Here is a 23,751-nt window from a genome sequence, read left to right on the forward strand (position 1 = left end):
GTGTTGCGTCCAGGAACACGGTGTTCTATATTCGAACACAGTGTTCTACTATTGAACACAGCCTAGACCGGTGCCGCGCGCATCGCAAGGAGAGCCATGCCCGAGCGCCCCGCCGCCCCCGCCTCGCAGACGCTGAGTCGCGGCATCCGCATCCTCGAGGTGCTCGCCGACGCCCGCGGCGCGCTGACCATCGACGACATCGCGGGGCGCCTCGACGTGCACCGGTCCATCGCGTACCGTCTCCTGCGCACGCTCGAGGATCACGGTCTCGTGACCCGCGATGCGAGCGGCGCCGTGAGCCTCGGCGCCCGCATGGCCGCTCTCGCCGCCGGCGTGGCCCACGACCTTCAGGCCGAGGCGTTGCCGGAGCTGACCGCCATCGCGAATGAGCTCGGCATGACCTGCTTCCTCGCCGTCCTCGACGGCGCCGAGTGCATCACCCTCGCCAGCGTCGAACCGCGGCACGCCGTCGCGAGCGTCGCCCAGCGCCCCGGCGCGCGGCACTCCGTCACGGTCGGCGCTCCCGGGAAGGCGATCCTCGCGCAGCTCGACCCGGCGGAGGTGCCCGCCGACATCTCACCCGCCCTGCGCGCCGACATCGACAGCGCCGCCGCGCGCGGCTACGCCACGAGCCACGACGAGGTCATCCCCACGGTCCAGTCGGTCGCCGTCCCGCTGCGTCTGCGCGGCCAGCGTCCCGCCGCGATCGCGGTCGTGCACGTCGCGACCGAACTGGACGACGGGGAGATCGCCGCGCGCCTCCGGCGCTCCGCCGACCTCATCCGCGAGGCCCTCGAGGGCTGAGCCGGAACGCACGAGAGCGCACGCCCCCTCAGGGACGTGCGCTCTCGGATCGCCGGGTCAGACCTTCGCGAGCCCGCGGATCGGGCTGACGGACTGCTCCTCCTCGTGGTCCGGACCGAGCGGGATGCCCGACCGGTCGCGCAGCAGGAGCGTGGCGACGAGACCGAGCAGCGTCATGCCCGCGAGGTACCAGGTGACCGCCTCGGTGGAGCCGGTCTGATCGACGATGAACGTCGCGATCGTGGGCGCGAAGGCGCCACCGGCGATCGCGCCGATCGCGTACGAGATGGAGACGCCGGAGAACCGGATGCTCGCGGGGAACAGCTCGGTGTACAGCGCCGCCTGCGGCCCGTAGGTGAAGCCGAGGCCGATCGTGAGGATCGCGAGGCCCGCGAACAGCAGCCCCACCTCGCCGGTGTTGACGAGCGGGAACAGCGTGAACACGCCGACGAGCTGGAGCACCCAGCCGATGAGGTAGGTCGTGCGACGGCCGATGCGATCCGACACCCAGCCGGCCAGCAGCGTGGTCAGCAGCCAGGTCACGGCCGATCCGGTGACGGCCCACAGCACCGGCCCGCGCTCGAGTCCGATGGGTCCGTCGGGGTTCGTGGCGTAGCCCTGGATGTAGCCGCCGGTGGTCATGTAGCCCACGGCGTTGTTCCCGGCGAAGACGAGGGCCGCGATGATGACGAGCAGCAGGTGCTTGCGGAAGAGCTGCACGATCGGCATCTTCGCCTTCTCCTTGCGCTCGGCGAGCTCGGCGAACACCGGGCTCTCCTCCACGCGACGGCGGACGTAGTAGCCCACGAGGATCAGCACGACGCTGAGCAGGAACGGCACGCGCCAGCCCCAGGCGAGGAACTGGTCTCCCGGAGCGATCGCGGTCATCAGCGCCATGACGCCCGACGCCAGCAGCAGGCCGAGCGGCACGCCGATCTGCGGGGAGGCGCCGAAGATGCCGCGCTTCTTGCGAGGGGCGTGCTCGACGGCCATCAGCACCGCGCCGCCCCACTCCCCGCCGGCCGAGATGCCCTGCACGATGCGCAGCAGCACGAGGAGGATCGGCGCCATCACGCCGATGGTCTCGTAGGTGGGGAGCAGACCGATCAGGGCGGTCGCGGCGCCCATGAGGATCAGCGTCCACATCAGCACCGCCTTGCGGCCGAGCTTGTCGCCGTAGTGGCCCGCGAGGAACGCGCCGAGGGGCCGGAAGAGGAAGCTCACACCGACCGTGGCGAAGCCGACGAGAGCGCTGTTGGCGCCGAGCGGCGCGAAGAAGAGCTGTCCGAAGACGAGCCCGACCGCCGTGGCGTAGATGAAGAAGTCGTACCACTCGACGGTGGTCCCGACGACGGTGGCGAAGACGACACGACGCCGGTCGGCCGCCGTCGCGATGGTTCCGGTGGGTGTGAACCCATCCTGTGACTGCCCGCTCATGGGGTGTCTCCTTTGTGCTTGTGACCGCGTTGTCACGGCGCGCGCGGACGTGAATCCGATCTGCTTGCCGAGGGGTGAGACGATGATATATGATTTCGGATACGACGCACAACGCGTCCTGACGAGCGCGAGGAGGCGCATCCGTGACGGACACCATCGCCCGCCCTGGGAAGATCATCGCGATCCACCTGAGCTACGCCTCGCGGGCCGACCAGCGCGGTCGACGCCCCGCCCATCCCTCCTACTTCTTCAAGCCGGCCAGCTCGGTCGGCGTCTCCGGCGGCACCGTCGAGCGCCCCGCCGGCACCGAACTGCTCGCGTTCGAGGGGGAGATCGCGCTGATCATCGGCGCCCCGGCCCGCCGGGTCGCCCTCGCCGACGCCTGGGATCACGTGCAGTGGGTGACCGCCTCGAACGACCTCGGCCTCTACGATCTGCGCGCGAACGACAAGGGCTCCAACGTCCGCTCCAAGGGCGGCGACGGGTACACCCCGCTCGGTCCGGAGCTGATCGACGCCCGCACGGTCGACCCGGCGGCCCTCCGCGTGCGCGCCTGGGTGAACGGCGAGCTCCGCCAGGACGACACCACCGCGGGCCTCATCTTCCCGCTGGCCCAGCTCGTCGCCGACCTCTCCCAGCACTTCACGCTGGAGACCGGCGACGTGATCCTCACCGGCACTCCCGCAGGATCCTCGGTCATCGTCCCCGGCGACGTGGTCGAGATCGAGGTCGACGCCCCGGACGCCCCCGGCGCTCCCACGTCGGGCCGCCTGATCACGACAGTCACGCAGGGCGATGTCCCCTTCGACGGCGACCTCGGTTCGCTCCCCGCCGTCGATGACCTCCAGCGCACCGAGGCCTGGGGCTCCCGCGAGGCCGCGGGCCTGCCCGCCCAGGACACCGCGCCCACGCTCACCCCCGAGCTCCGCGCCCAGCTTCTCGAAGCCCCCACCGCCGGCCTCTCGGCACAGCTGCGCAAGCGCGGACACCACTCCTGCTTCATCGACGGTGTCTCTGCGAACCTCCCGGACACGAAGATCGTCGGCACCGCGAAGACCCTGCGCTTCGTGCCGTTCCGCGAGGATCTCTTCCGGAGCCACGGCGGCGGGTACAACGCCCAGAAGCGCGCGTTCGACGCCGTGGCCGAGGGCGAGGTCATCGTCATCGAGGCCCGCGGCGACGCGACCACCGGCACGCTCGGCGACATCCTCGCCCTGCGCGCGCAGACCCGCGGTGCGGCGGGCGTGGTGACCGACGGCGGCGTCCGCGACTTCCAGGCCGTCGCCGAGATCGGACTGCCGGTCTTCTCCCAGGGCGCGCACCCGTCCGTACTCGGCCGCAAGCACGTGCCGTGGGACGTCGACGTGACGATCTCGTGCGGCGGTGCCACCGTGCAGCCCGGCGACATCATCGTCGGCGACAGCGACGGTGTGATCGTGATCCCGCCGGCTCTCGCCGCCGAGGTCGCCGCCGACGCCGTGGCCCAGGAGATCGAGGACGCCTGGATCGCCGAGCAGGTCGCCGCCGGACACCCGGTCGACGGCCTGTTCCCGATGAACGCCGAATGGCGCGCCCGCTACGAGCAGGCGACCGGCACCGGAGCGGAGCGGAAGTGAGCACGGTCGAGAGCGCCAGCAAGTCGGAGCAGGCGTACGCCTGGATCCGCGCGCGCATCTCGGCGCACACCTACGGTCCCGGCTACCGTCTGGTCCTCGGGCCGATCGCCGAGGAGCTGGGCATGAGCGTGGTCCCGGTGCGCGAGGCGATCCGCCGCCTGGAGGCCGAGGGGCTCGTGACCTTCGAGCGCAACGTCGGTGCCCGGGTGACCCTCGTGGACGAGGGCGAGTACGCGCACACCATGCAGACGCTCGGGCTCGTCGAAGGGGCGGCGACCGCGCTGTCCGCTCCCCTGCTCGACGCGGACGCGCTCGCGCAGGCCGCGGAGGTCAACGAGCGCATGAGCCGCCTGCTCGACCACTTCGACCCGCACACGTTCACCGAGCTCAACCGGCAGTTCCACTCCGTGCTGTTCGAGCCCTGCCCCAACCCGCACCTGCTCGACCTCGTGCACCGCGGCTGGGCCCGGCTGTCCGGCATCCGCGACTCGACCTTCGCCTACGTGCCCGGCCGCGCCCACCACTCGGTCGACGAGCACACCCAGATCCTCGAGCTCATCCGCGACGGCGCCGAGCCGCTGGAGATCGAGCTCGCCGCCCGCAACCACCGGTGGCGCACGAGGGACGCGTTCCTCGACGCCCTGCACACCCGTTCCGTCCCCGCCGAAGGAGAAGCATGATGACCGACTCCCGTATCCCCGCCGACCTGCCCGACCACATCCAGCACTACATCGACGGCGCCTTCGTCGACTCGATCGACGGCGACACGTTCGACGTGCTCGACCCGGTGACGAACCAGACGTACACGACGGCAGCCGCCGGCAAGAAGGCCGACATCGAGCGGGCCGTCGCCGCCGCCAAGCGCGCCTTCGACGAAGGTCCCTGGCCGCGCATGCTCCCCCGCGAGCGCTCGCGCGTGCTGCACCGGATCGCCGACATCGTGGAGTCGCGCGACGCCCGCCTCGCGGAGCTGGAGTCCTACGACTCCGGCCTGCCGATCACGCAGGCCCTGGGCCAGGCCCGCCGCGCCGCCGAGAACTTCCGCTTCTTCGCCGACCTGATCGTCGCGCAGGCCGACGACGCCTTCAAGGTGCCCGGCAAGCAGATGAACTACGTCAACCGCAAGCCGATCGGCGTCGCGGGACTCATCACCCCCTGGAACACGCCGTTCATGCTGGAGTCGTGGAAGCTCGGGCCCGCGCTCGCGACCGGCAACACGGTCGTCCTCAAGCCGGCCGAGTTCACGCCCCTCTCCGCCTCGCTGTGGGCGGGCATCTTCGAGGAGGCCGGGCTTCCGCAGGGCGTCTTCAACCTCGTCAACGGTCTCGGTGAAGACGCCGGCGACGCCCTGGTGAAGCACCCCGACGTGCCGCTCATCTCCTTCACCGGCGAGAGCCGCACGGGACAGATCATCTTCGGCAACGCCGCCCCGTTCCTCAAGGGCCTGTCGATGGAGCTCGGCGGCAAGTCGCCCGCCGTGGTCTTCGCGGACGCCGACCTGGAGGCCGCCGTCGACGCCACGATCTTCGGCGTCTTCTCCCTCAACGGCGAGCGCTGCACCGCCGGGTCCCGCATCATCGTGGAGCGCTCGATCTACGACGAGTTCGTGGAGCGCTATGCCGCGCAGGCGCAGCGCGTCAAGGTCGGCTACCCGCACGACCCCGAGACCGAGGTCGGCGCGCTCGTGCACCCCGAGCACTACGACAAGGTGATGTCCTACGTCAAGATCGGCAAGACCGAGGGCCGCCTCGTCGCCGGCGGCGGTCGCCCCGAGGGCTTCGAGGAGGGGAACTTCGTCGCTCCGACGGTGTTCGCCGACGTGGCCCCCGACGCCCGCATCTTCCAGGAGGAGATCTTCGGCCCGGTCGTCGCGATCACCCCGTTCGACTCCGACGAGGAGGCGCTGGCGCTCGCGAACAACACGAAGTACGGCCTCGCGGCCTACATCTGGACGAACGACCTCAAGCGCGCCCACACGTTCGCGCAGTCCGTCGAGGCCGGGATGGTGTGGCTGAACAGCAACAACGTCCGCGACCTGCGCACGCCGTTCGGTGGCGTGAAGGCGTCGGGCCTCGGCCACGAGGGCGGCTACCGCTCCATCGACTTCTACACCGACCAGCAGAGCGTGCACATCACGCTCGCCTCGACCCCGCACAACCCGACGTTCGGCAAGAACTGACGCCCCCGGACACAAGCAAGGACGCTGACATGACCGACAAGACCGCCAAGACCCTCACCTCCTCCGGCTACTACGTGAGCCAGGAGGCCCCGATCCAGAGCGACAACCCCGTCGCGACGCCGAAGAGCACCCCGCCGGACATCCTGCGGTGCGCGTACATGGAGCTCGTCGTGACCGACCTGGCCGCCTCCCGCCAGTTCTACGTCGACATCCTGGGCCTGTACGTGACCGAGGAGGACGACGAGGCGATCTACCTGCGCTCGACCGAGGAGTTCATCCACCACAACCTCGTGCTGCGTCAGGGGCCGATCGCCGCGGTCGCCGCGTTCTCGTACCGGGTGCGCTCGGCGGAAGACCTCGACCGTGCCGTGGAGTTCTACACGGAACTCGGCTGCGACGTCCGTCGGCAGGAGAACGGCTTCGTGAAGGGCATCGGCGACTCGGTGCGCGTCGTCGACCCGCTCGGCTTCCCGTACGAGTTCTTCTACGCCACCGAGCACGTCGAGCGCCTGTCCTGGCGATACGACCTGCACACCCCCGGTGAGCTCGTGCGCCTGGATCACTTCAACCAGGTCACCCCTGACGTGCCGCGCGCGGTGCGCCACTACCAGGACCTCGGCTTCCGCGTGACCGAGGACATCCAGGACGACGAGGGCACCGTGTACGCCGCGTGGATGCGCCGCAAGCCCACCGTGCACGACACCGCCGCGACCGGCGGCGACGGTCCGCGCATGCACCACGTCGCCTTCGCGACGCACGAGAAGCACAACATCCTCGCCATCTGCGACAAGCTCGGGGCGCTGCGCCGCTCCGACGCCATCGAGCGCGGCCCCGGCCGGCACGGCGTCTCCAACGCGTTCTACCTCTACCTGCGCGACCCCGACGGCCACCGCGTGGAGATCTACACGCAGGACTATTACACCGGCGACCCCGACAACCCTGTCGTCACCTGGGACGTGCACGACAACCAGCGCCGTGACTGGTGGGGTACCCCCGTCGTCCCCTCCTGGTACACCGACGCCTCGCTCGTGCTCGACCTCGACGGCAACCCGCAGCCGGTGATCGCCCGCACGGACTCCAGCGAGATGGCCGTGACGATCGGCGCCGACGGCTTCTCCTACACCCGCGCGGACGAGGGCGAGACCTCGATGCCCGAGTACAAGCAGGGCGAGTACAAGCTCGGCCACCAGCTCTAGGGGTCACGGATGCTGTCTGAGGAGACGATCGCGCAGATCGCGGCGGAGCTCGCCGAGGCCGACCGCACCCACGGGGTGATCCCGCGCATCACCGCGCGATACCCCGAGGCGACCGTGGAGGACTCGTACGCCATCCAGGGCGTGTGGCGGGACTCGCAGGTCGCGGCCGGACGTCGGCTCGTGGGCCGCAAGATCGGTCTGACGTCGAAGGCCATGCAGCAGGCGACGGGGATCACCGAACCCGACTACGGCGTCATGTTCGACGACACCGTGTACGAGTCCGGCGCGGAGATCCCCACCGATCACTTCTCCAACGTCCGCATCGAGGTCGAGCTCGCCTTCGTGCTCAAGGAGCCCCTGGAGGGCCCCGACTGCACGCTGGACGACGCCCTCGCCGCGATCGACTACGCCGTGCCGGCCCTCGAGGTGCTGAACTCGCACATCGAGCTCGAGGGCCGCACGATCGTCGACACCATCAGCGACAACGCCGCCTACGGGGCGATGGTGCTGGGGACGGTGCGCAAGCGCCCGGACGAGATCGACCTGCGGTGGGTCCCCGGCGTGCTCTCCCGCAACGGGGAGATCGAGGAGACCGGTGTCGCCGCAGGTGTGCTCGGCCACCCCGCCACCGGAGTCGCCTGGCTCGCGAACAAGTTCCATCAGCACGGCGCGCGTCTGGAGGCGGGCGAGATCATCCTGGCAGGATCGTTCACACGCCCGATGTGGGTGTCGCGCGGCGACGAGGTGCTGTGCGACTACGGACCGATGGGGACCATCACATGCCGCTTCGTCTAGATCCGTCCTTCCGTGAGCAGCTCGCCGCGTCCGACCGCCCCTTCGTCGGTATGTGGGTGTGCTCCGGCAGCCCGCTGCTCGCCGAGGTCGCCGCGGGGTCCGGGCTGGACTGGCTGCTCATCGACATGGAGCACTCGGCGAACACGCTCGAGTCCGTGCTGACCCAGCTCCAGGCGGTCGCGGCCTATCCGGTCACCCCGCTCGTCCGGGTGCCCTTCAACGATGCGGTCGCGATCAAGCAGGTGCTCGACCTCGGCGCGCAGAACCTCATCGTGCCGATGGTGTCGTCCGCCGACGAGGCCAGGGCCGCCGTGGCCGCGACGCGGTATCCCCCCGAGGGCGTCCGCGGGGTCGGCAGCGCCCTGGCCCGCAGCGCTCGCTGGAACCGCGTCGACCGGTACCTGCAGGAGTCCGCGCAGCACGTGTCGCTGACGGTGCAGATCGAGACGGCCGCGGGGGTCGAGGCCGCCGCCGACATCGCCGCGGTGGACGGAGTGGACGCGGTGTTCGTCGGCCCCTCCGACCTGTCCGCGTCGATGGGCCTGCTCGGACAGCAGACGCATCCGGACGTGGTCGCCGCCGTGGAATCGGTGTTCGCCGCGGTCCGCGCCGCCGGGAAGCCGGTGGGCGTGAACGCCTTCGACCCCTCCGCCGCCGACGCGTATCTCGCGGCGGGTGCCGACTTCGTGGCCGTCGGCGCCGACGTCGCCCTCCTCGCCCGTGCCTCCGAGGCCCTCGCCGCCCGCTTCCTCCCCCGCTCCGACGCCCCCGGCCGCCCCAGCTACTGACTTCGAGTCGCGCACCTGGCTCCATCCGCGGCCGGAATGGAGCCATTTGCGCGATTCGAAGCGGCCGGGAAGGATGAGCCGGTGCACAGACTGGCGGCGATGCAGGACCGCAACTTCCGGTGGTTCTTCCTCGCGCGCGCCCTGACGCTCGTCACCGGCTCGATGTCGGCCATCGCCCTGGCGTTCGCGGTGCTCGAGATCGACAACGACGCCCGCTCGCTCTCGATCGTGCTCGCGGCCTTCACGATCAGCAACATCGTGTTCATCCTGTTCGGAGGGGTCGTCGCCGACCGCCTCCCCCGCGCCCTCATCATCCAGTCCTGCTACGTCGTGGACATCCTGTCGGTCGGGGCGATGGCCGCTCTGCTGTTCACCGGCACGGCTACGGTCCCGCTCCTCGCGGTGCTGTCCGCGCTCAACGGCGCCTCGTCCGCGTTCGTGCTCCCGGCGATGCAGGGCATCATCCCGCAGCTGACCACTCCCGCGCACCTCCAGCAGGCGAACGCGATGCTGTCGTTCGTCCGCTCGGCCGTCACGATCGGCGGGCCGGTCATCGCGGGCGTCCTGGTCGCGACCGCGGGACCCGCGTGGGCCATGGTCGTGCAGGCGGCCGGCTGGCTGCTCGCGATCCCGGTCCTCGCCCTCGTGAAGCTCCCGCCGCCCGCGGCCTCCGGCGGCACCACGATGTTCCACGACCTCCGGGTGGGCTGGCGCGAGTTCTGGAGCCGCTCCTGGCTGTGGACGATCGTGCTGGCCTTCATGATCATGAACGCGATCCACGTCGGCGCCTGGGGCGTCGTCGGGCCCTACATCGCAAAGAACGACGATCGCCTCGGCATCTCCGGCTGGGGGTGGGTCGTGAGCGCGGAGGGCGCGGGGGTACTGGTGATGACCCTGCTGCTGATGTGGTTTCCCCTCCGCCGCCCCCTGCGCTACGGGATGATCGGGATGGCGGTGTTCGCCCTGCCGCTCACCCTCCTCGGCGTGCACCCAGCCGTGGTGCTGCTCGCGATGGCCGCGTTCGTGGCCGGGGCCGGGGCCGAGGTCTTCGCGACCGGCTGGAACCTCGCGATGATGGAGAACATCCCCGGCGAGAAGCTCTCGCGGGTCGCGAGCTACGACATGCTCGGCAGCTTCGTCGTGATGCCCATCGGCACGCTCGTGTACGGCTGGCTGGTCACCCACGCGGAGCCGGCCACCGTGCTCACCACCTCCGCCGTCCTCTACGCCGCGATCGCCCTGGTGACGCTGCTCGTCCCCGCGGTGTGGCGGATGGGGCGCCCCGCGGCGGCCGTCACGGAGCGCGCGGGAGTGGCGGATTCATAGCAATCCCGGCGAGACTGTGAGTATGACCTTCCCCCCGCTGCAGCCCCTCGCCGACCGTGCCGCCCTCTTCACCGCGCTCCGCCAGGACGCCCTCTCCGCGGCCGCCGACGCACTCGGCGAGCACCGGTGGGACGCCGATCTCGCAGCGGGGACCCTGACCTTCACCGCGAACGCCGACCCGACCCGGCAGCTCGTGACCCGCGCGCACCTCATCGCCACCGTCGCCCCCGGTCCGCGCTCGCTACTGTGGGCGTGGGCGCACCCGCAGGGCGACCCCCAGGGCGTCGCGGCACAGCTCCGCGCCTACGGCGAGCAGCACGGGATCGCCGAGCTCACCACCCCCGAGGTCCCGTTCCCGGCCGATGCCTCGGGCGATGCGGACTGGATCGCCCGCGCGGCGCACACGATCGGCGGCGTCGCGGTCGAGCTCACCGGACGCTCCCCGTACTACTCGGCACCCGTCGACGGCGGCACCCGCGCGGTGTTCCTGCTCGACGCGCCGCTGGCCCCGCTCACGGTCGCCGACACGGTGGTGGCCCTCCCCCGCACCCTCGCGCAGACGTCCCTTCCCGACGCCCGCACGGCCGTCTGGGACCTCGCCCGCCTCGCCGGGTGGACCCTCACCTGGACGGACGAGTCGTTCTCCGGCGCCACGGTGACGGATGCCTCGGGCACCGCGACGATCCGCTTCGACGAGCAGGCCCGGATCAGCGGCGTGGAGAGCTCGCTGCACGGCCAGGTCTGAGTCCGCAGACACGCACGAACGCCGCAGGGATCACGGGGATCCCTGCGGCGTTCGCGTGAATCTGCGACGCGGCGCGGAGGTCAGACCGTCCGCTCGGCCGCCTCGACGACGTTGGTCATGAGCAGGGCGACGGTCATCGGCCCCACCCCTCCCGGATTCGGCGACAGGTACCCGGCGACGTCGGCGACCTCGGGAGCGACGTCGCCGAACACGAGGTTCTTCCCGGTCTCCGGGTCCGTCTCCCGGGTCACGCCGACGTCCAGCACCGCGGCTCCGGGCTTGACGTCCTCGGCGCGGATGAGGTGCTTGACCCCCGCGGCCGCGACGATCACGTCGGCCTCCCGCAGGTAGCGCGGCATGTCGACCGTGCCGGTGTGCGTCAGCGTGACCGTGGCGTTGAGGTCGCGACGGGTCAGCAGCAGCCCGATCGAGCGCCCGATCGTGACACCGCGACCGACGACCACGACGTGCTTGCCCTTGAGGTCGTAGTCGTTGCGCAGCAGCAGCTCGATGACCCCGCGCGGGGTGCACGGCAGCGGCGTGTGGATCGGCGCGTTGACATTGAGGACGAGGCGTCCGAGGTTGGTCGGGTGCAGCCCGTCCGCGTCCTTCGCCGGATCGATCCGCTCCAGGATCGCGTCGGTGTCGAGGTGCTTCGGCAGCGGCAGCTGCACGATGTACCCGTGGCAGGCGGGATCGGCGTTGAGCTCGTCGATCAGCGCCTCGACATCGGCCTGGGTGACGTCGGCCGGCAGCTCGCGCTGGATCGAGTTCATCCCGATCGCCTCGGACTGCCGGTGCTTCATGCCCACGTAGAGCTGCGAGGCGGGGTCGGCTCCCACCAGCACCGTGGCGATGCCGGGGGTGACGCCCTTCTCCTTCAGCGCGGCGACCCGCTCCGTCAGCTCGGCACGGATCTCGGCCGCCGCCGCCTTGCCGTCGAGGACGACCGCGGTCACTGCTGCAGGTCCGGGTAGAGCGGGAAGGCCGCGGCGAGCGCGTCCACGCGGGCGCGGAGCGCCTCGATGTCGGCACCGGGGAGCAGCGCGAGGGCGATGATGTCGGCCACCTCCGTGAACTCGGCGTCGCCGAAACCGCGGGTCGCGAGCGCGGGCGTGCCGATGCGGAGGCCCGAGGTCACCATCGGCGGACGCGGGTCGTTCGGCACGGCGTTGCGGTTCACGGTGATGTGGATGTCGTGCAGGAGGTCCTCCGCCTGCTTGCCGTCGATCTCGGCGTCGCGGAGGTCGACGAGCACGAGGTGCACGTCCGTCCCGCCCGAGCGCACCGCGATGCCGGCGTCCTTCACGTCCTGCTGCGACAGGCGCTCGGCGATGAGCTTCGCCCCGCGCAGCACGCGCTCCTGGCGCTCCTTGAACTCCGGCGTGCCTGCGAGCTTGAAGGCGGTCGCCTTCGCCGCGATCACGTGCATGAGCGGACCGCCCTGCTGACCGGGGAAGACCGCGGTGTTGATCTTCTTGGCGAGGTCGGCGTCGTTGGTGAGGATGAAGCCCGAGCGGGGGCCGCCGATGGTCTTGTGCACGGTGGAGGACACGACGTGCGCGTGCGGCACCGGGTTGGGGTGCAGACCGGCGGCGACCAGACCCGCGAAGTGCGCCATGTCGACCCAGAGCAGTGCCCCCACCTCGTCGGCGATGGCGCGGAACGCGGCGAAGTCCATCGTGCGCGGGTAGGCGGACCACCCGGCGATGATGACCTTGGGCTTGTGCTCGATGGCGAGGCGGCGGACCTCGTCCATGTCGATCGTCGAGGTCTCGGCGTCGACCCCGTAGGCCACGATGTCGTACAGGCGGCCGGAGAAGTTGATCTTCATGCCGTGCGTGAGGTGGCCGCCCTGGTCGAGTGAGAGGCCGAGCAGGGTGTCGCCGGGGCGGGCGATCGCGTGCAGGACCGCGGCGTTCGCCGAGGCACCGGAGTGCGGCTGGACGTTCGCGAACTCGGCGCCGAACAGGCTCTTGGCGCGGGAGATGGCGAGCTCCTCCGCGACGTCGACCTCCTCGCAGCCGCCGTAGTAGCGACGGCCGGGGTAGCCCTCGGCGTACTTGTTGGTGAGCACGGAGCCCTGCGACTGCAGGACCGAGACGGGGACGAAGTTCTCCGAGGCGATCATCTCGAGGAAGGTCTGCTGGCGCTTCAACTCGCGATCGAGGACCTCGGCGATCTCCGGGTCGACTTCGGACAGCGGGGCGTTGAAGTAACGGTCGGTCATGACGTGCTCCTTTTGACGACGGATTCGAAAAGGGTGTTCCTATCGGCCCAGGCGCGCGGTCGAATTCCGTGGTCAGTCGCTCCCCGGTGGTTGTCCACCCAGACGCCAGTCGCGACGGTTACGAGCATAGCCGATGCGCGACGCCGCGCACGCGGTCGTTTCGGGCGTCGTGCCCGCCGCTTGCAGAATCGTTTCGATCGCCCTGTTCCCTTGCGGCGTTCCGGCGGCTAGGTTTTGTTCATGGTCCTACCTCTTGATCTGCCCCTCGTCCCTGCACCGGTGTCCGCGAAGGCCCGCGACGGACGCCTGCCGCTGTCCGCGACGACGCGTGTGCTCGGCTCCTCCCCCGCCGCCGGACAGCTGATCGACGCCGTCGCACGCCGCACCGGCCTCACCCTCACCGCGGCGGACTCCGGCCCCGCCGAGATCGAGTTGTTCGTCGATCCGGCATCCTCCGCGCCGGAGGGCTACACGCTCGAGATCGGCGACCGCGCCATCCTCATCGGCGCCGATGAGGCGGGGCTCTTCTACGGGGTCCAGACGCTGCTGCAGCTGCTGCGTGAGGACGACGCCGGCTGGGCGCTGCTCCGTGCCGACATCGCGGACGCCCCGCGCTTCGCCCGCCGCGGCGTCATGCTCGACGTGGCCCGGCATTTCTTCGGCGTCGACGACGTGAAGAGATTCATCGACAGCACCACCGCGCTGAAGTTCAACCACCTGCACCTGCACCTGACGGACGACCAGGGCTGGCGCGTGCACATCGACTCCTGGCCGCTGCTCACCGAGCGGGCGGCCACCACCGCGGCCGACGGCGCCCCCGGTGGCTTCTACACCAAGGACGACTACCGCGAGATCGTGGCGTACGCGGCCGCACGCCACATGATCGTGATCCCCGAGGTCGACCTCCCCGGGCACACCCACGCGATCGGCGTGGCCTACCCCGAGCTGGTCGAGGCCCCTGTCCTGAACGACGCACTGGTGGCCCAGTCCGAGCAGCTCGGCCAGCCGCTCCCGGTGGCCGGAGAGCCCTATCTGGGCTGGGGCGTCGGGCACTCCAGCGTGCGCATCCACGAGGAGGAGACGTATCGATTCGTCCGCGACGTCGTCCGCGAGCTCGCCGAGATGACCCCGGGGCCGTACATCCACATCGGCGGCGACGAGTCCCTCGGCACGCCACAGGCCGACTTCGACCTCTTCGCGGAGCGCGCGACGGCGATCGTCGTCGAGGAGGGCAAGACCCCTGTGGCCTGGCACGAGATGGGCTCGGCTGCGGGCATCGCCTCCGGCACGGTCGGCCAGTACTGGGGTATGACGACGCCGACCGGAACGCACGCCGAGGAGGCCGCGCACTTCGTCGAGCGCGGCGGCGCCCTCATCATGTCGGCGGCGGATGCGACCTACCTCGACATGAAATACACCGCCGACTTCCCGCTGGGTCTCACCTGGGCCGCGATCATCGACGTCCGTCGCGCCTACGAGTGGGAGCCGACCGCTGTCCTCGACGTGCCCGACGAGGCGATCCTGGGAATCGAGGCGCCGCTGTGGTCCGAGACCACCCGCACGCTCGACGAGGTGGAGCAGCTCGTGTTCCCCCGTGCCGCCGCGCAGGCCGAGATCGCCTGGTCGCCGCGCGAGGGCGTCGGCCGCACGTGGGAGTCCTTCCGCGACCGACTCGGTGCGCTCGCACCGCTGTGGAAGGCTGAGGGGGTCGATTTCCACCCCGCCCCCGAGATCCCCTGGAGCGCCCGTTGAAGACCCTCTCCTCCGCGACCGGTTCCCTCGTCATCCATTCCGTCCGCCTCGTCGATCGCGGGGAGATCGCCGAGGACGCGTGGGTGCGCATCGAGGACGGCGTCGTCGTCGCGCGCGGCACGGGCACGGACTGGGAGCCCGCGACCGAGGTGGTGGACGGGACGGAGGTGGCAGGCCCCGGCGCGCTGCTCACGCCGGGCTTCGTGGACATCCACGGTCACGGTGGAGCGGGCGCCGCGTACGACGACGGGGTGGACGCGATCCGGACGGGGCGGAACCTGCACCGCGAGCACGGCACCACCAGGGCGGTCATCTCGCTCGTCACCGGCACGATCGACGACCTGGCCCGCAGCGTCGCCCTGATCGCCGCCCTGACCAGGACCGACGGGGACGTGCTCGGCTCGCACCTCGAGGGCCCGTTCCTCGACCCCGGTCACCATGGGGCCCATGAGCCCACGCTGCTCCGGCACCCCGTCGCGGCCGATGTGGCCCGGCTGCTGGAGGCCGGAGAAGGCACGGTCCGCCAGGTCACCATCGCTCCGGAGCTCCCGGGCGGGATCGACGCCGTCCGTCAGATCGTCGCGGCCGGCGCCGCCGCCGCCGTGGGTCACACCGACGCCGATGCCGCCATGGCCGTCGCGGCCTTCGAGGCCGGCGCCTCGCTGCTGACCCACGCGTTCAACGCGATGCCCGGCATCCACCACCGCGCTCCCGGCCCGGTGCTCGCCGCGGCCGCCGACCACCGGGTGATCCTGGAGGCCATCGCCGACGACGTCCACCTCGACCCCCACGTCGTAAAGCTCGTGTTCGACGCGGCCCCGCACCGCGTGGCGCTCATCACCGATGCGATGGCGGCCGCAGGAAGCGCCGACGGCAGATACGACCTCGGTGCGGTGAAGGTGACCGTCGAGAACGGCGTGGCCCGCGCCGACGACACCGGCTCGATCGCCGGCTCCACCCTGACCCAGGACGTCGCGCTGCAGCGGGCCGTGGCAGCGGGCGTCGATCTGCCGGAGGTCGTGCGTGCGCTCACGGAGACGCCGGCGCGGGCCATCGGGCGCGACGCCCACCTCGGCGCACTGCGTCCCGGCCTGCTCGGCGATGCCGTGCTGCTGGACGCGGAGCTGCGCGTCGCGCGGGTCTGGACAGGACCGGCGCTGCCCGCCTAGGCGTGCAGCGCTTCGCGCGACGCGCAGCGCTGCGGTCTCCGGTCGATCGGACGAGATGGCGGCGCCGGATTCCCCAGATCGACGTCGCGCTTCTCGCGAGGTGGGAGTGGAGGGCCGCCGTTCTCCCCAGATCGGCGGCCCTTTCCCTCCCGTTCGAGCGGGCGGGGCCGGGAGCTCCTCCCCCGAGGATCCCGACCCGCCCACTGGTGCAGTACCCCCCGCACCAGCGCCGGAACTCCGCCCCCCGGTGGAGTCCATTTCGGCTGTCTCTACGGGATGAGACGAGGGCCGGCCCGGTTCATTACGCGGTTCTCGGAAAAAAGTTCAGAAAGTTCTCGCCGGGCATCACCGCCGGGGCGCGGAGGGGTCCCCGAGCATCTGCTCCGAGTCCTCCCCGGGGGTGGCCACCGCGCCTGTTTCGCGAGAGAATGGACTGACCGCGTAATGAAAGACGCCTTCTCGCGTCTCTCCTCCTGGGGACGGTTGTGTGCCCCGGGACCAGATGGATGACCGTGCACCGAGAGAACACCACACCAGACGAGACCATCGGCGATGCCGACCTGATCCTCCGCGTCCGCTCCGGCGACAAGGGGGCGTTCGGGGAACTCTGGAGGCGGCACTATCCGTCCGGCATGGCCGTCGCGCGATCGGTGACCTCGTCGATCGATCCCGACGATCTGGTGCAGGAGTCCTACACGCGCATCTACCAGGCGATCCTCAAGGGCGGCGGCCCCAACGGCTCGTTCCGCGCCTACCTCTTCACCAGCATCCGCAACACCGCCGCGGCGTGGGGACGAGCACGTCGCGAGACCGCGATCGACGAGCTCGACACGGTGGCCGATCCGGACAGCACCGAGCACGCCACGAACGAGGCCCTCGACCGCAGCCTCACCGCGCAAGCCTTCCGCAGCCTCCCGTCGCGGTGGCAGGAAGTGCTCTGGTACACCGAGATCGAGCAGATGAAGCCGCAGGAGGTGGCTCCGCTCCTCGGGATGAAGGCCGGCGCGGTGTCGCAGCTCGCGTTCCGTGCGCGTGAGGGGCTCCGCGAGGCGTGGATCCAGGCGCACCTGCGGAGCGCGAGCCCCGGCTCCGAGTGCCAGTGGACGATCGAGCACCTCGGCGCCTACTCGCGCGGCAACCTCGCGACCCGCGACCACCGTCGCCTGGAGCTGCACCTCGACGAGTGTGCCCGCTGCATGATCGTCGCCGCCGAGGCCAAGGACGTCTCCAAGCGTCTCGCCCTCGTCCTGCTCCCGCTCGTCCTCGGCGCCACCGGGGCCTCCGGGTACCTCGCCGCCCTGCAGGGCGGTGCGCCGGTCCTGGCCGTGGCGGGGATGTCGTCCACCATCCCGGGCGCGGTGTTCGTCGGTGACGGCGGCATCGGCCAGGCCGCGGCGGCCACCTCCGGCGCGGGCGCAGCCGGCTCAGGAGCGGGATCGGCCGGCGGCGCCGGCTCGGGCGCGAGCACGGGCGGAGTCTTCACGGGCATGGGCGCCGTCGTCGGCGCCGGGTCGGCAGCCCTCGTGGTGGCCGGAGTGGTCGCCGCAGCGGCCATCGTCCCCGGACTCGCGGGCGCGAACCCGGCGACCTCCCTGCCCAGCGCCTCGGACACCGACCCGTCGTCGATCGCGACCGACATCGCCCCGGACTCCTCGCTGAACCTCGACGAGCCCGTGGTGATCGAGACGCCGGAGAACGACGAGACGCCTGCACCTCCTGCCGAGGAGGAGGCGGCGCCGCCCGTCTCCTCGGAGGCTGGGCCCGACACGGCACCCGCCGTCCCGGATGTCCCCGCGGCGCTTCCCGAGGCCACGCAGCCGCCCGTCGCTCCGGTGGACCCGATCGATCCCGTGGACCCCGTCGATCCCGTGGACCCTGTCGATCCGGTCGATCCGGTGGAGCCGGTCGACCCGGTCGATCCGGTCGACCCCGTGGACCCCGTGGATCCTGCGATCCCGACGGAGCCGCCCACCTGGAGCCCCGCCGACTACTGGCTTGGCGAAGACCTGCACTGGTACTACCTCGTGCCGATCGCCGGAGCTCCGGGCACGATCGTGCAGGCTCTCCTCGGCACCGCAGACGCCGGCAGCGTCGTCCTCGGCGAGGACGGCACCGGCACCCTCGAACTCCGCGCCTCGCTGGACCAGTTCCTGTTCGCCAGTCTCGTGCCCGTGACCTTCCGCTACGTCCTCCCCTCCGGCGCGGACGCCCCGTCGGCCGTCACCACGCTCTACGCCTTGCAGCCCCAGGACGCGGCGGCCGATGAGCGCGCTGCGGCGGCTGCGCCTGTCGAGCAGACGGCGGTCGTCATCGACGAGGCCGAGCCGGTGACCGCTCCGGTCGAGGCCCCGGCGCCCGCCGCCTCTGAGGACACCGCGACACCCGCCGACGAGGTCGAGGCAGCTCCCGCACCCGTGGAGCCCGCGCCGGCGGAGCCCGCGCCGGCCCCCGAAGCTGCGCCGGCCGCCGAAGCTGCACCGGCCGCACCGGCCGAGGAGGCCCCGGCCACGGAGGCCCCGGCTCCGACCGAGGACGCTCCGGTCGCGGAATAGACTGGACGCATGACCCCGGATTCCGCCCCCGTCGCCGGCGTCGACCGTCCGGCCATCACGGCCCTCGACATCGTGCGCGTCGTCGTCCTCATCGTGGCGATCGCCTCGCTCGCCCTGTGGGGGTTCGCCAGCTGGGACCTGCCGTGGAGCATCGTCATCGGCGTCGGCGCCCCCGTGGTCACCCTGCTGCTGTGGGCGCTCTTCCTCTCGCCGCGGCCGGTTCTTCGCGTGCATCCCTTCCTCCGGGCGGTCGTCGAACTGTTCATCTACGTGGGCGTGACCATCGCCTGGTGGTCCATGGGGCAGGCCCTGATCGGCACCGCCTTCGCCCTGGTCGCCGTCGTCGCGGGCGTCCTCAGCGGACGCCGCGCCCTGGCATGAGCGCACGGTCGTGAGCGTCGTCTCGCTGCTCCGCGACGCCCTCGGGGCGCGCGTGGACGTCAGCGAGCAGACGAGGCAGGACGCCAGGTCCGACCGTTCTGGTCATGCCGCGGTGGGCCTCCCGCTGGCCGTCGTCCATGCCGAGAGCGTGGACGACGTGCAGCAGACGATGCGGATCGCCACCGCCACGCGCACTCCCGTCGTCGTGCGCGGCGCCGGGACGGGGCTCGCCGGCGCCGCGAATGCGGGTGACGGCGAGATCGTCCTCTCCCTCCGCCGGATGGACGCCGTCCTCGAGGTGCGACCGGACGACCTCCTCGCCGTGGTCGAACCCGGGATCCTCAACGCCGACCTCAACGCGCACCTGGCCGCGCACGGCCTCTGGTGGGCCCCTGACCCCGCCAGCCGCGACATCTCGACGGTGGGTGGCAACATCGCGACCGGAGCCGGCGGACTCCTCTGCGCGAAGTACGGTGTCGTGCGGGATGCGGTCCTCGGCGTCGACCTCGTCCTCGCGGACGGTCGCCTGCTGCACCTCGGCCACCGCAGCGTGAAGGGCGTGACCGGGCTCGACCTCACCGCTCTCGTGGTGGGATCGGAGGGAACGCTCGGCGTCGTCGTCGGGGCGACGCTCAAGCTGCGCAGACTGGTGCCGGGCGAGACCTGCACGGTGACCGCGACCTTCCCCGGCGTGCGAGCCGCGGCCGCGGGTTCTGCCGCCGTGACCGCTGCGGGAATCCAGCCGGCGATCATGGAGCTCATGGATGCCGCCAGTCTCACCGCCGTCCATGCCCTCCTCGGGCTCCCGGCACCGACGCCGGGGGCCGCGCAGCTGACGATCCAGACCGACGGCCCCGCCGCCCGCGCGGAGGCGGAGGCCATCGCCGCGATCCTGAGCGCCCACGAGGGCGTCCCCGTGGTCTCGCACGACCCCGTCGAGGGCGATCGGCTGCTCGCGGTCCGGCGATCCATGCACGCCGCGATGGCGTCGCTCGGGACCACCCTCATCGAGGACGTCTCCGTGCCGCGGAGCGCCATGCCGGCGATGTTCGACGAGATCGCACGGATCGAGCGGGAGTTCGACATGGTGATCCCGACGGTCGCACACGCGGGCGACGGCAATCTGCATCCGAACTTCATCTTCGAGGGCCCGGAGACCCCGGCCCGGGTGTGGGAGGCGGCCGATGAGCTCTTCCGCGCCGCGATCCGGCTGGGCGGAACCCTCACCGGCGAGCACGGCATCGGCGTCCTCAAGAGACGATGGCTGGCCGACGAACTCGGCGAGGACCAGTGGCGCCTTCAGCGCGACATCGCGGCCGTGTTCGATCCGCTCGGCATCCTCAACCCCGGAAAGGTCTTCTCCCCCGATGCCTGACATCCACGTGAGCGCGGCCGTGATCGTCGATGCGGAGGGCCGCGTCCTGGTCGTCCGCAAGCACGGCACGACGCGCTTCATGCAGCCGGGAGGGAAGCCGGAAGCGGGCGAGTCCCCCGCCGAGACCCTCATCCGGGAGCTGCACGAGGAGCTCGGTCTCGAGCTCGCGGAGACCGACCTCCGGCCGCTGGGGCGCTTCGTGTCGGCGGCCGCCAACGAGCCGGGGCACCGCGTCGTGGCCGACGCGTTCTCGGCCTCGATCGATCCCGACGGGGTCCGGGTGCAGGCCGAGCTCGCCGAACTGCGCTGGATCACCCCGGCGGACGTCGCGACGCTTCCGCTGGCCCCGCTGAGCGTCGAGCACCTGCTGCCGCTCGCCTGGCCCGCCGCAGCGCGCTAGCCCGTCCGGGTCAGATGCCCTGCCAGGAGGGCTTGTTCGCGAACGTGTAGCGGTAGTAGTCCGCGAGCTGCAGCTTCGACGCGGCGGCTTCGTCGACGACGACGGTGGCGTGCGGGTGCAACTGGATGGCCGATCCGGGCAGCAGCGCCGTGAGCGGCCCCTCGACCGCGCCGGCCACCGCCTCCGCCTTGCCGGCGCCGAATGCCAGCAGCACGAGGTGGCGGGCCTCGAGGATGGTGCCGAGGCCCTGGGTGATGCAATGCATCGGCACGTCGTCGATGGAGTCGAAGAAACGGGCGTTGTCCTCGCGCGTCTGCTCGGTGAGGGTCTTCACCCGCGTCCGGGACGCGAAAGAGGACCCGGGCTCGTTGAACCCGATGTGGCCGTCCGTGCCGATGCCGAGGATCTGCAGGTCGACGCCGCCGGCCGCCGCGATGGCCGCGTCGTAGTCCTCACCGGCGTGCTGGATGGTGGCCTGCGCGCCGTTCGGCACGTGGATGCGCTCCGGGTCGAGGCCGAGCGGCTCCACCACCTCACGGGTGATCACGGAGCGGTAGCTCTCCGGGTGGGACGGGTCGATGCCGACGTACTCGTCGAGCGCGAAGCCGCGCACCTGCGACACGTCGCGTCCCGCGAGGCGGCTGCGGAGAGCCTGATAGACCGGCAGCGGCGTCGATCCGGTCGCGAGCCCCAGGACGGCGTCCCGACGGCTGTCGATGAGCTCGACGATCTCGATGGCGACCAGGGCGCCGGCGGCCTCGGCATTCTCGACGATAACGACCTCAGCCATGCGGAACGATCTCCTTCTCAGAAATGGATGCGCCCACCAGAGCGGCGCCGAAAGCGGCGGCGGGGGAACCCGCGGGGAGCAGTTCGATTCTCTCATCCAGCCGCAGGGACTTCAGGAACGGTGACGCCTCGGCACCGGCGTGCAGGGCGGCACGGACCCCCGCCGCCAGCCGGCCGCCGAGAGCGGTGAGTCCCCCGCCGATGACCACGGTCTCGACGTCGGCCGACAGCACGAGCACGCGCACGGCCGCCGCGGCCCCGAAGAAAAGGTCCGCCTGCAGGGCCTGGGCGTGCGGATCGCCCGCGTCGGCCGCCTCGACGATGTCCTTGACGGGCAGCGCACCGGGACGTCCCCACGCCTTGGCCAGCGCCCCACCGCCGCAGAAGGTCTCCACGCAGCCGCGCTGCCCGCACCCGCACAGCCGGCCGCGGGGATCGACGGAGAGGTGTCCGACCTCGCCGGCGGTCCCGCGTGCGCCGCGCCAGATGCGGCCGTCCACCACGATGCCGGCGGCGACGCCGGTGCCGAGGTTCAGATAGGCCATGGAACCGGCGACGTCGCTCAGGACCGCGGCGCCGAGCGCGGCGGCCTTCACGTCGTTCTCCACCCGGAACGGAACGCCGAGTGCGTGCTCGGCGCGCGCCGCGAGGTCGAGCGACTCCACCCCGAGATTCACGGCGTGCAGCACGCGGCCGGTCTCCGCATCGACGAGGCCGGGGATGCCGATGCCGGCGGATCCGACCGCGGACAGCGGCAGTCCGCTCTCCTCGGCAAGGGCAGCGACGGTCGACACGATGCTGTCGACGACGGCGTCCTCTCCCCACCCGGTCGGGCGGCGGAGGCGGGCGAGGATCGTCCCTGCCGGATCGACGGCGACGGCGTCGATCTTCGTGCCGCCGACGTCCAGGCCCACGCGAAGGGGCCGACCGGCGCGGTCGGCGGAGGCGGGGACGATCATCGGATGCCGTTCCCGATCATGGTCGCGGATGTCACGACACCCCCAGCTGCCCGGAGAGGACCATGACGGCGGCACCGCGGAGCACGATGTCGTCCTGACGGGTGAGCCGCACCATGACGTCCTCGAAGACGCCCTCGAGCGTCCGCGCGTGCAGCGTCTCGACGGCCGCGTCGATGAGCGTGCCGTCCAGCAGCTCGGCGGGCCCGGAGAGCACGACCTCGGACAGGTCCAGGGCGGCGACGATCGGGGCGATCGCGATCGCCATGCGCGTCCCGGAGTCGCGGAGGATCTCCTCGCGGGCGGCCGGGTCGGCGTCGAGCGCCTCCTGCATGCGACTCACGCTCAGCCATGCCTCCAGGCAGCCGATCTTGCCGCAGGCGCAGCGAGGGCCGCCGTCCGTGCCGACGACGACGTGACCGATCTCCCCGGCGGCGAAACGGCTGCCGAGGAGCGGCTGGCTTCCGGTGATCAGCCCAGCACCCACGCCTCGACCGATCTTGATCAGCATGAAGTCGGCCTCCGCCTCGCCGAACGTGTACTCGGCGAGGACCGCGGCATTGGCGTCGTTCCGTGCGAGCACCGGCAGGTCGAGGTCGGCGCTGAGCTTCGCCTCCAGCGGAAAGTCCGTCCAGCCGAGGTTGGGCGAGCTGAGGACGAGGCCGTCGGGGCGCACGACACCCGGGGTGCCGATGCCGACGCCGAGCACCGGCTGTGTGGCGATCTCGACGAGGGTCTGCGCGAGGCCGCGGAGAGCCTCATACGCGGCATCGCCGTCCGGCGTCTCCGGACGCGGCACCTGCCGCCGCTCCAGCACGTCGCCGTCCAGGCTGAGGACGGCGCCCTCGAAGGCGGTCGGACCGGAGAGGTCGAGCCCGATGATCTGATGCCCCACCCGATCGATGTCGATGAGGATGGGCGGCTTGCCGGGGCCGACGGCCTCGCGCACGCCGATCTCGACGACGATGCCGTCGGCGATGAACTCCGCGACCAGATCCGAGATCGTGACGCGTGTGAGGCCGGTCTCGCGGGAGAGGTCAGCGCGACTCATCGCCCCCGAGTGATACAGCGTCTGCAGCACGAGCGCGCGGTTGTGTCCGCGGGCGTGCTCGGGGAGCACCTTGGTGCGCGAGCGGAGATGCCGCGCGGGGCCGAAGGCGTGCGCGTTCGCGGCGACGAAGTCAGTCGTCGCCGCGGGGCGCTGATCATCCGAAACGGACATGTTTGTTAGTAGACCTTACGAACAGGATTTGTGCAACTG

At 71.3% G+C, this 23,751-nt stretch carries 21 protein-coding genes and 1 riboswitch; of the genes, 15 read left to right on the plus strand and 6 right to left on the minus strand.

The features are described 5' to 3' along the window. Positions 1 to 96: 96 nt before the first annotated feature. Positions 97 to 804 (plus strand): IclR family transcriptional regulator, encoded by a 708-nt coding sequence (locus ACIGJI_RS05495; RefSeq protein WP_363445625.1) that lies wholly within the window; start codon positions 97 to 99, stop codon positions 802 to 804. Positions 805 to 861: 57 nt separating this feature from the next. Here the strand turns inward: ACIGJI_RS05495 and ACIGJI_RS05500 are convergent, their stop codons facing one another. Next, positions 862 to 2,241: an MFS transporter gene (locus ACIGJI_RS05500; RefSeq protein WP_187663488.1), complete on the minus strand. Its 1,380-nt coding sequence runs from the start codon at positions 2,239 to 2,241 to the stop codon at positions 862 to 864. Positions 2,242 to 2,384: 143 nt separating this feature from the next. On the opposite strand from ACIGJI_RS05500, the gene ACIGJI_RS05505 reads away from it, so the two are divergent. From ACIGJI_RS05505 to ACIGJI_RS05540, 8 genes are all read left to right on the plus strand, one after another. Next, entirely contained in the window at positions 2,385 to 3,857 is a 1,473-nt protein-coding gene (locus ACIGJI_RS05505) for a fumarylacetoacetate hydrolase family protein (protein WP_363445621.1), read from the plus strand. Next, positions 3,854 to 4,537, plus strand: a complete 684-nt coding sequence (locus ACIGJI_RS05510) for a GntR family transcriptional regulator (protein WP_363445619.1) — start codon at positions 3,854 to 3,856, stop codon at positions 4,535 to 4,537. Before ACIGJI_RS05505 ends, ACIGJI_RS05510 begins: the two co-directional genes overlap by 4 nt. Beyond that, positions 4,537 to 6,036, plus strand: a complete 1,500-nt coding sequence (gene hpaE / locus ACIGJI_RS05515) for a 5-carboxymethyl-2-hydroxymuconate semialdehyde dehydrogenase (RefSeq protein WP_363445963.1) — start codon at positions 4,537 to 4,539, stop codon at positions 6,034 to 6,036. Before ACIGJI_RS05510 ends, hpaE begins: the two co-directional genes overlap by 1 nt. Positions 6,037 to 6,065: 29 nt before the next feature. Beyond that, the gene (hpaD, locus tag ACIGJI_RS05520; protein ID WP_363445617.1) at positions 6,066 to 7,232 is read left to right on the plus strand and encodes a 3,4-dihydroxyphenylacetate 2,3-dioxygenase; all 1,167 of its coding nucleotides are present in this window, start codon (positions 6,066 to 6,068) and stop codon (positions 7,230 to 7,232) included. 9 nt (positions 7,233 to 7,241) lie between these two features. Continuing rightward, entirely contained in the window at positions 7,242 to 8,027 is a 786-nt protein-coding gene (locus ACIGJI_RS05525) for a fumarylacetoacetate hydrolase family protein (protein ID WP_259951969.1), read from the plus strand. Continuing rightward, positions 8,012 to 8,815 (plus strand): HpcH/HpaI aldolase/citrate lyase family protein, encoded by an 804-nt coding sequence (locus ACIGJI_RS05530; protein WP_259951968.1) that lies wholly within the window; start codon positions 8,012 to 8,014, stop codon positions 8,813 to 8,815. The genes ACIGJI_RS05525 and ACIGJI_RS05530 overlap by 16 nt, the downstream gene beginning before the upstream one ends. An 81-nt stretch (positions 8,816 to 8,896) precedes the next feature. Then, complete coding sequence (locus ACIGJI_RS05535; RefSeq protein ID WP_363445615.1) at positions 8,897 to 10,141, plus strand: MFS transporter; 1,245 nt, start codon at positions 8,897 to 8,899, stop codon at positions 10,139 to 10,141. Between the two features lie 22 nt (positions 10,142 to 10,163). Beyond that, on the plus strand, positions 10,164 to 10,886 hold the full coding sequence (locus tag ACIGJI_RS05540; protein WP_363445613.1) for a DUF6882 domain-containing protein: 723 nt from the start codon (positions 10,164 to 10,166) through the stop codon (positions 10,884 to 10,886). 80 nt (positions 10,887 to 10,966) lie between these two features. Here the strand turns inward: ACIGJI_RS05540 and ACIGJI_RS05545 are convergent, their stop codons facing one another. After that, positions 10,967 to 11,845, minus strand: coding sequence for a bifunctional methylenetetrahydrofolate dehydrogenase/methenyltetrahydrofolate cyclohydrolase (locus ACIGJI_RS05545; protein WP_363445611.1), 879 nt, complete (start codon positions 11,843 to 11,845; stop codon positions 10,967 to 10,969). Further along, positions 11,842 to 13,116, minus strand: a complete 1,275-nt coding sequence (glyA, locus tag ACIGJI_RS05550; protein WP_363445609.1) for a serine hydroxymethyltransferase — start codon at positions 13,114 to 13,116, stop codon at positions 11,842 to 11,844. Before glyA ends, ACIGJI_RS05545 begins: the two co-directional genes overlap by 4 nt. Positions 13,117 to 13,154: 38 nt before the next feature. Beyond that, a riboswitch (ZMP/ZTP riboswitch) is annotated at positions 13,155 to 13,239 on the minus strand. Positions 13,240 to 13,356: 117 nt separating this feature from the next. Here glyA and ACIGJI_RS05555 point away from each other — a divergent pair. The 6 genes from ACIGJI_RS05555 to ACIGJI_RS05580 all read left to right on the plus strand — a co-directional run bounded on the left by ACIGJI_RS05555 (position 13,357) and on the right by ACIGJI_RS05580 (position 20,745). Continuing rightward, positions 13,357 to 14,868: a family 20 glycosylhydrolase gene (locus ACIGJI_RS05555; RefSeq protein ID WP_292795409.1), complete on the plus strand. Its 1,512-nt coding sequence runs from the start codon at positions 13,357 to 13,359 to the stop codon at positions 14,866 to 14,868. Beyond that, positions 14,865 to 16,037, plus strand: a complete 1,173-nt coding sequence (locus tag ACIGJI_RS05560; protein WP_259951954.1) for an N-acetylglucosamine-6-phosphate deacetylase — start codon at positions 14,865 to 14,867, stop codon at positions 16,035 to 16,037. Before ACIGJI_RS05555 ends, ACIGJI_RS05560 begins: the two co-directional genes overlap by 4 nt. A 506-nt stretch (positions 16,038 to 16,543) precedes the next feature. Then, on the plus strand, positions 16,544 to 18,589 hold the full coding sequence (locus ACIGJI_RS05565) for a sigma-70 family RNA polymerase sigma factor (protein ID WP_363445606.1): 2,046 nt from the start codon (positions 16,544 to 16,546) through the stop codon (positions 18,587 to 18,589). Positions 18,590 to 18,598: 9 nt separating this feature from the next. Next, positions 18,599 to 18,970 carry a YrdB family protein gene (locus ACIGJI_RS05570; RefSeq protein ID WP_187663476.1) on the plus strand — a complete coding sequence of 124 codons (372 nt, stop codon included), beginning with the start codon at positions 18,599 to 18,601 and terminating at the stop codon, positions 18,968 to 18,970. 10 nt (positions 18,971 to 18,980) lie between these two features. Next, positions 18,981 to 20,345 (plus strand): FAD-binding oxidoreductase, encoded by a 1,365-nt coding sequence (locus ACIGJI_RS05575; RefSeq protein WP_187663475.1) that lies wholly within the window; start codon positions 18,981 to 18,983, stop codon positions 20,343 to 20,345. After that, positions 20,338 to 20,745 carry an NUDIX domain-containing protein gene (locus ACIGJI_RS05580; RefSeq protein ID WP_187663474.1) on the plus strand — a complete coding sequence of 136 codons (408 nt, stop codon included), beginning with the start codon at positions 20,338 to 20,340 and terminating at the stop codon, positions 20,743 to 20,745. The genes ACIGJI_RS05575 and ACIGJI_RS05580 overlap by 8 nt, the downstream gene beginning before the upstream one ends. Positions 20,746 to 20,755: 10 nt before the next feature. Here the strand turns inward: ACIGJI_RS05580 and nagB are convergent, their stop codons facing one another. From nagB to ACIGJI_RS05595, 3 genes are read right to left on the minus strand one after another with little or no spacing between them, the layout of a single operon-like run. Beyond that, entirely contained in the window at positions 20,756 to 21,535 is a 780-nt protein-coding gene (gene nagB / locus ACIGJI_RS05585; protein WP_366244451.1) for a glucosamine-6-phosphate deaminase, read from the minus strand. Continuing rightward, on the minus strand, positions 21,528 to 22,493 hold the full coding sequence (locus ACIGJI_RS05590) for an ROK family protein (protein WP_187663472.1): 966 nt from the start codon (positions 22,491 to 22,493) through the stop codon (positions 21,528 to 21,530). Before ACIGJI_RS05590 ends, nagB begins: the two co-directional genes overlap by 8 nt. 31 nt (positions 22,494 to 22,524) lie before the next feature. After that, positions 22,525 to 23,712 carry an ROK family transcriptional regulator gene (locus ACIGJI_RS05595; protein ID WP_259951940.1) on the minus strand — a complete coding sequence of 396 codons (1,188 nt, stop codon included), beginning with the start codon at positions 23,710 to 23,712 and terminating at the stop codon, positions 22,525 to 22,527. Between the last annotated feature and the right edge of the window lie 39 nt (positions 23,713 to 23,751).

It is taken from the genome of Microbacterium sp. NPDC064978 (assembly GCF_044543605.1).
GTDB lineage: Bacteria > Actinomycetota > Actinomycetes > Actinomycetales > Microbacteriaceae > Microbacterium > Microbacterium meiriae.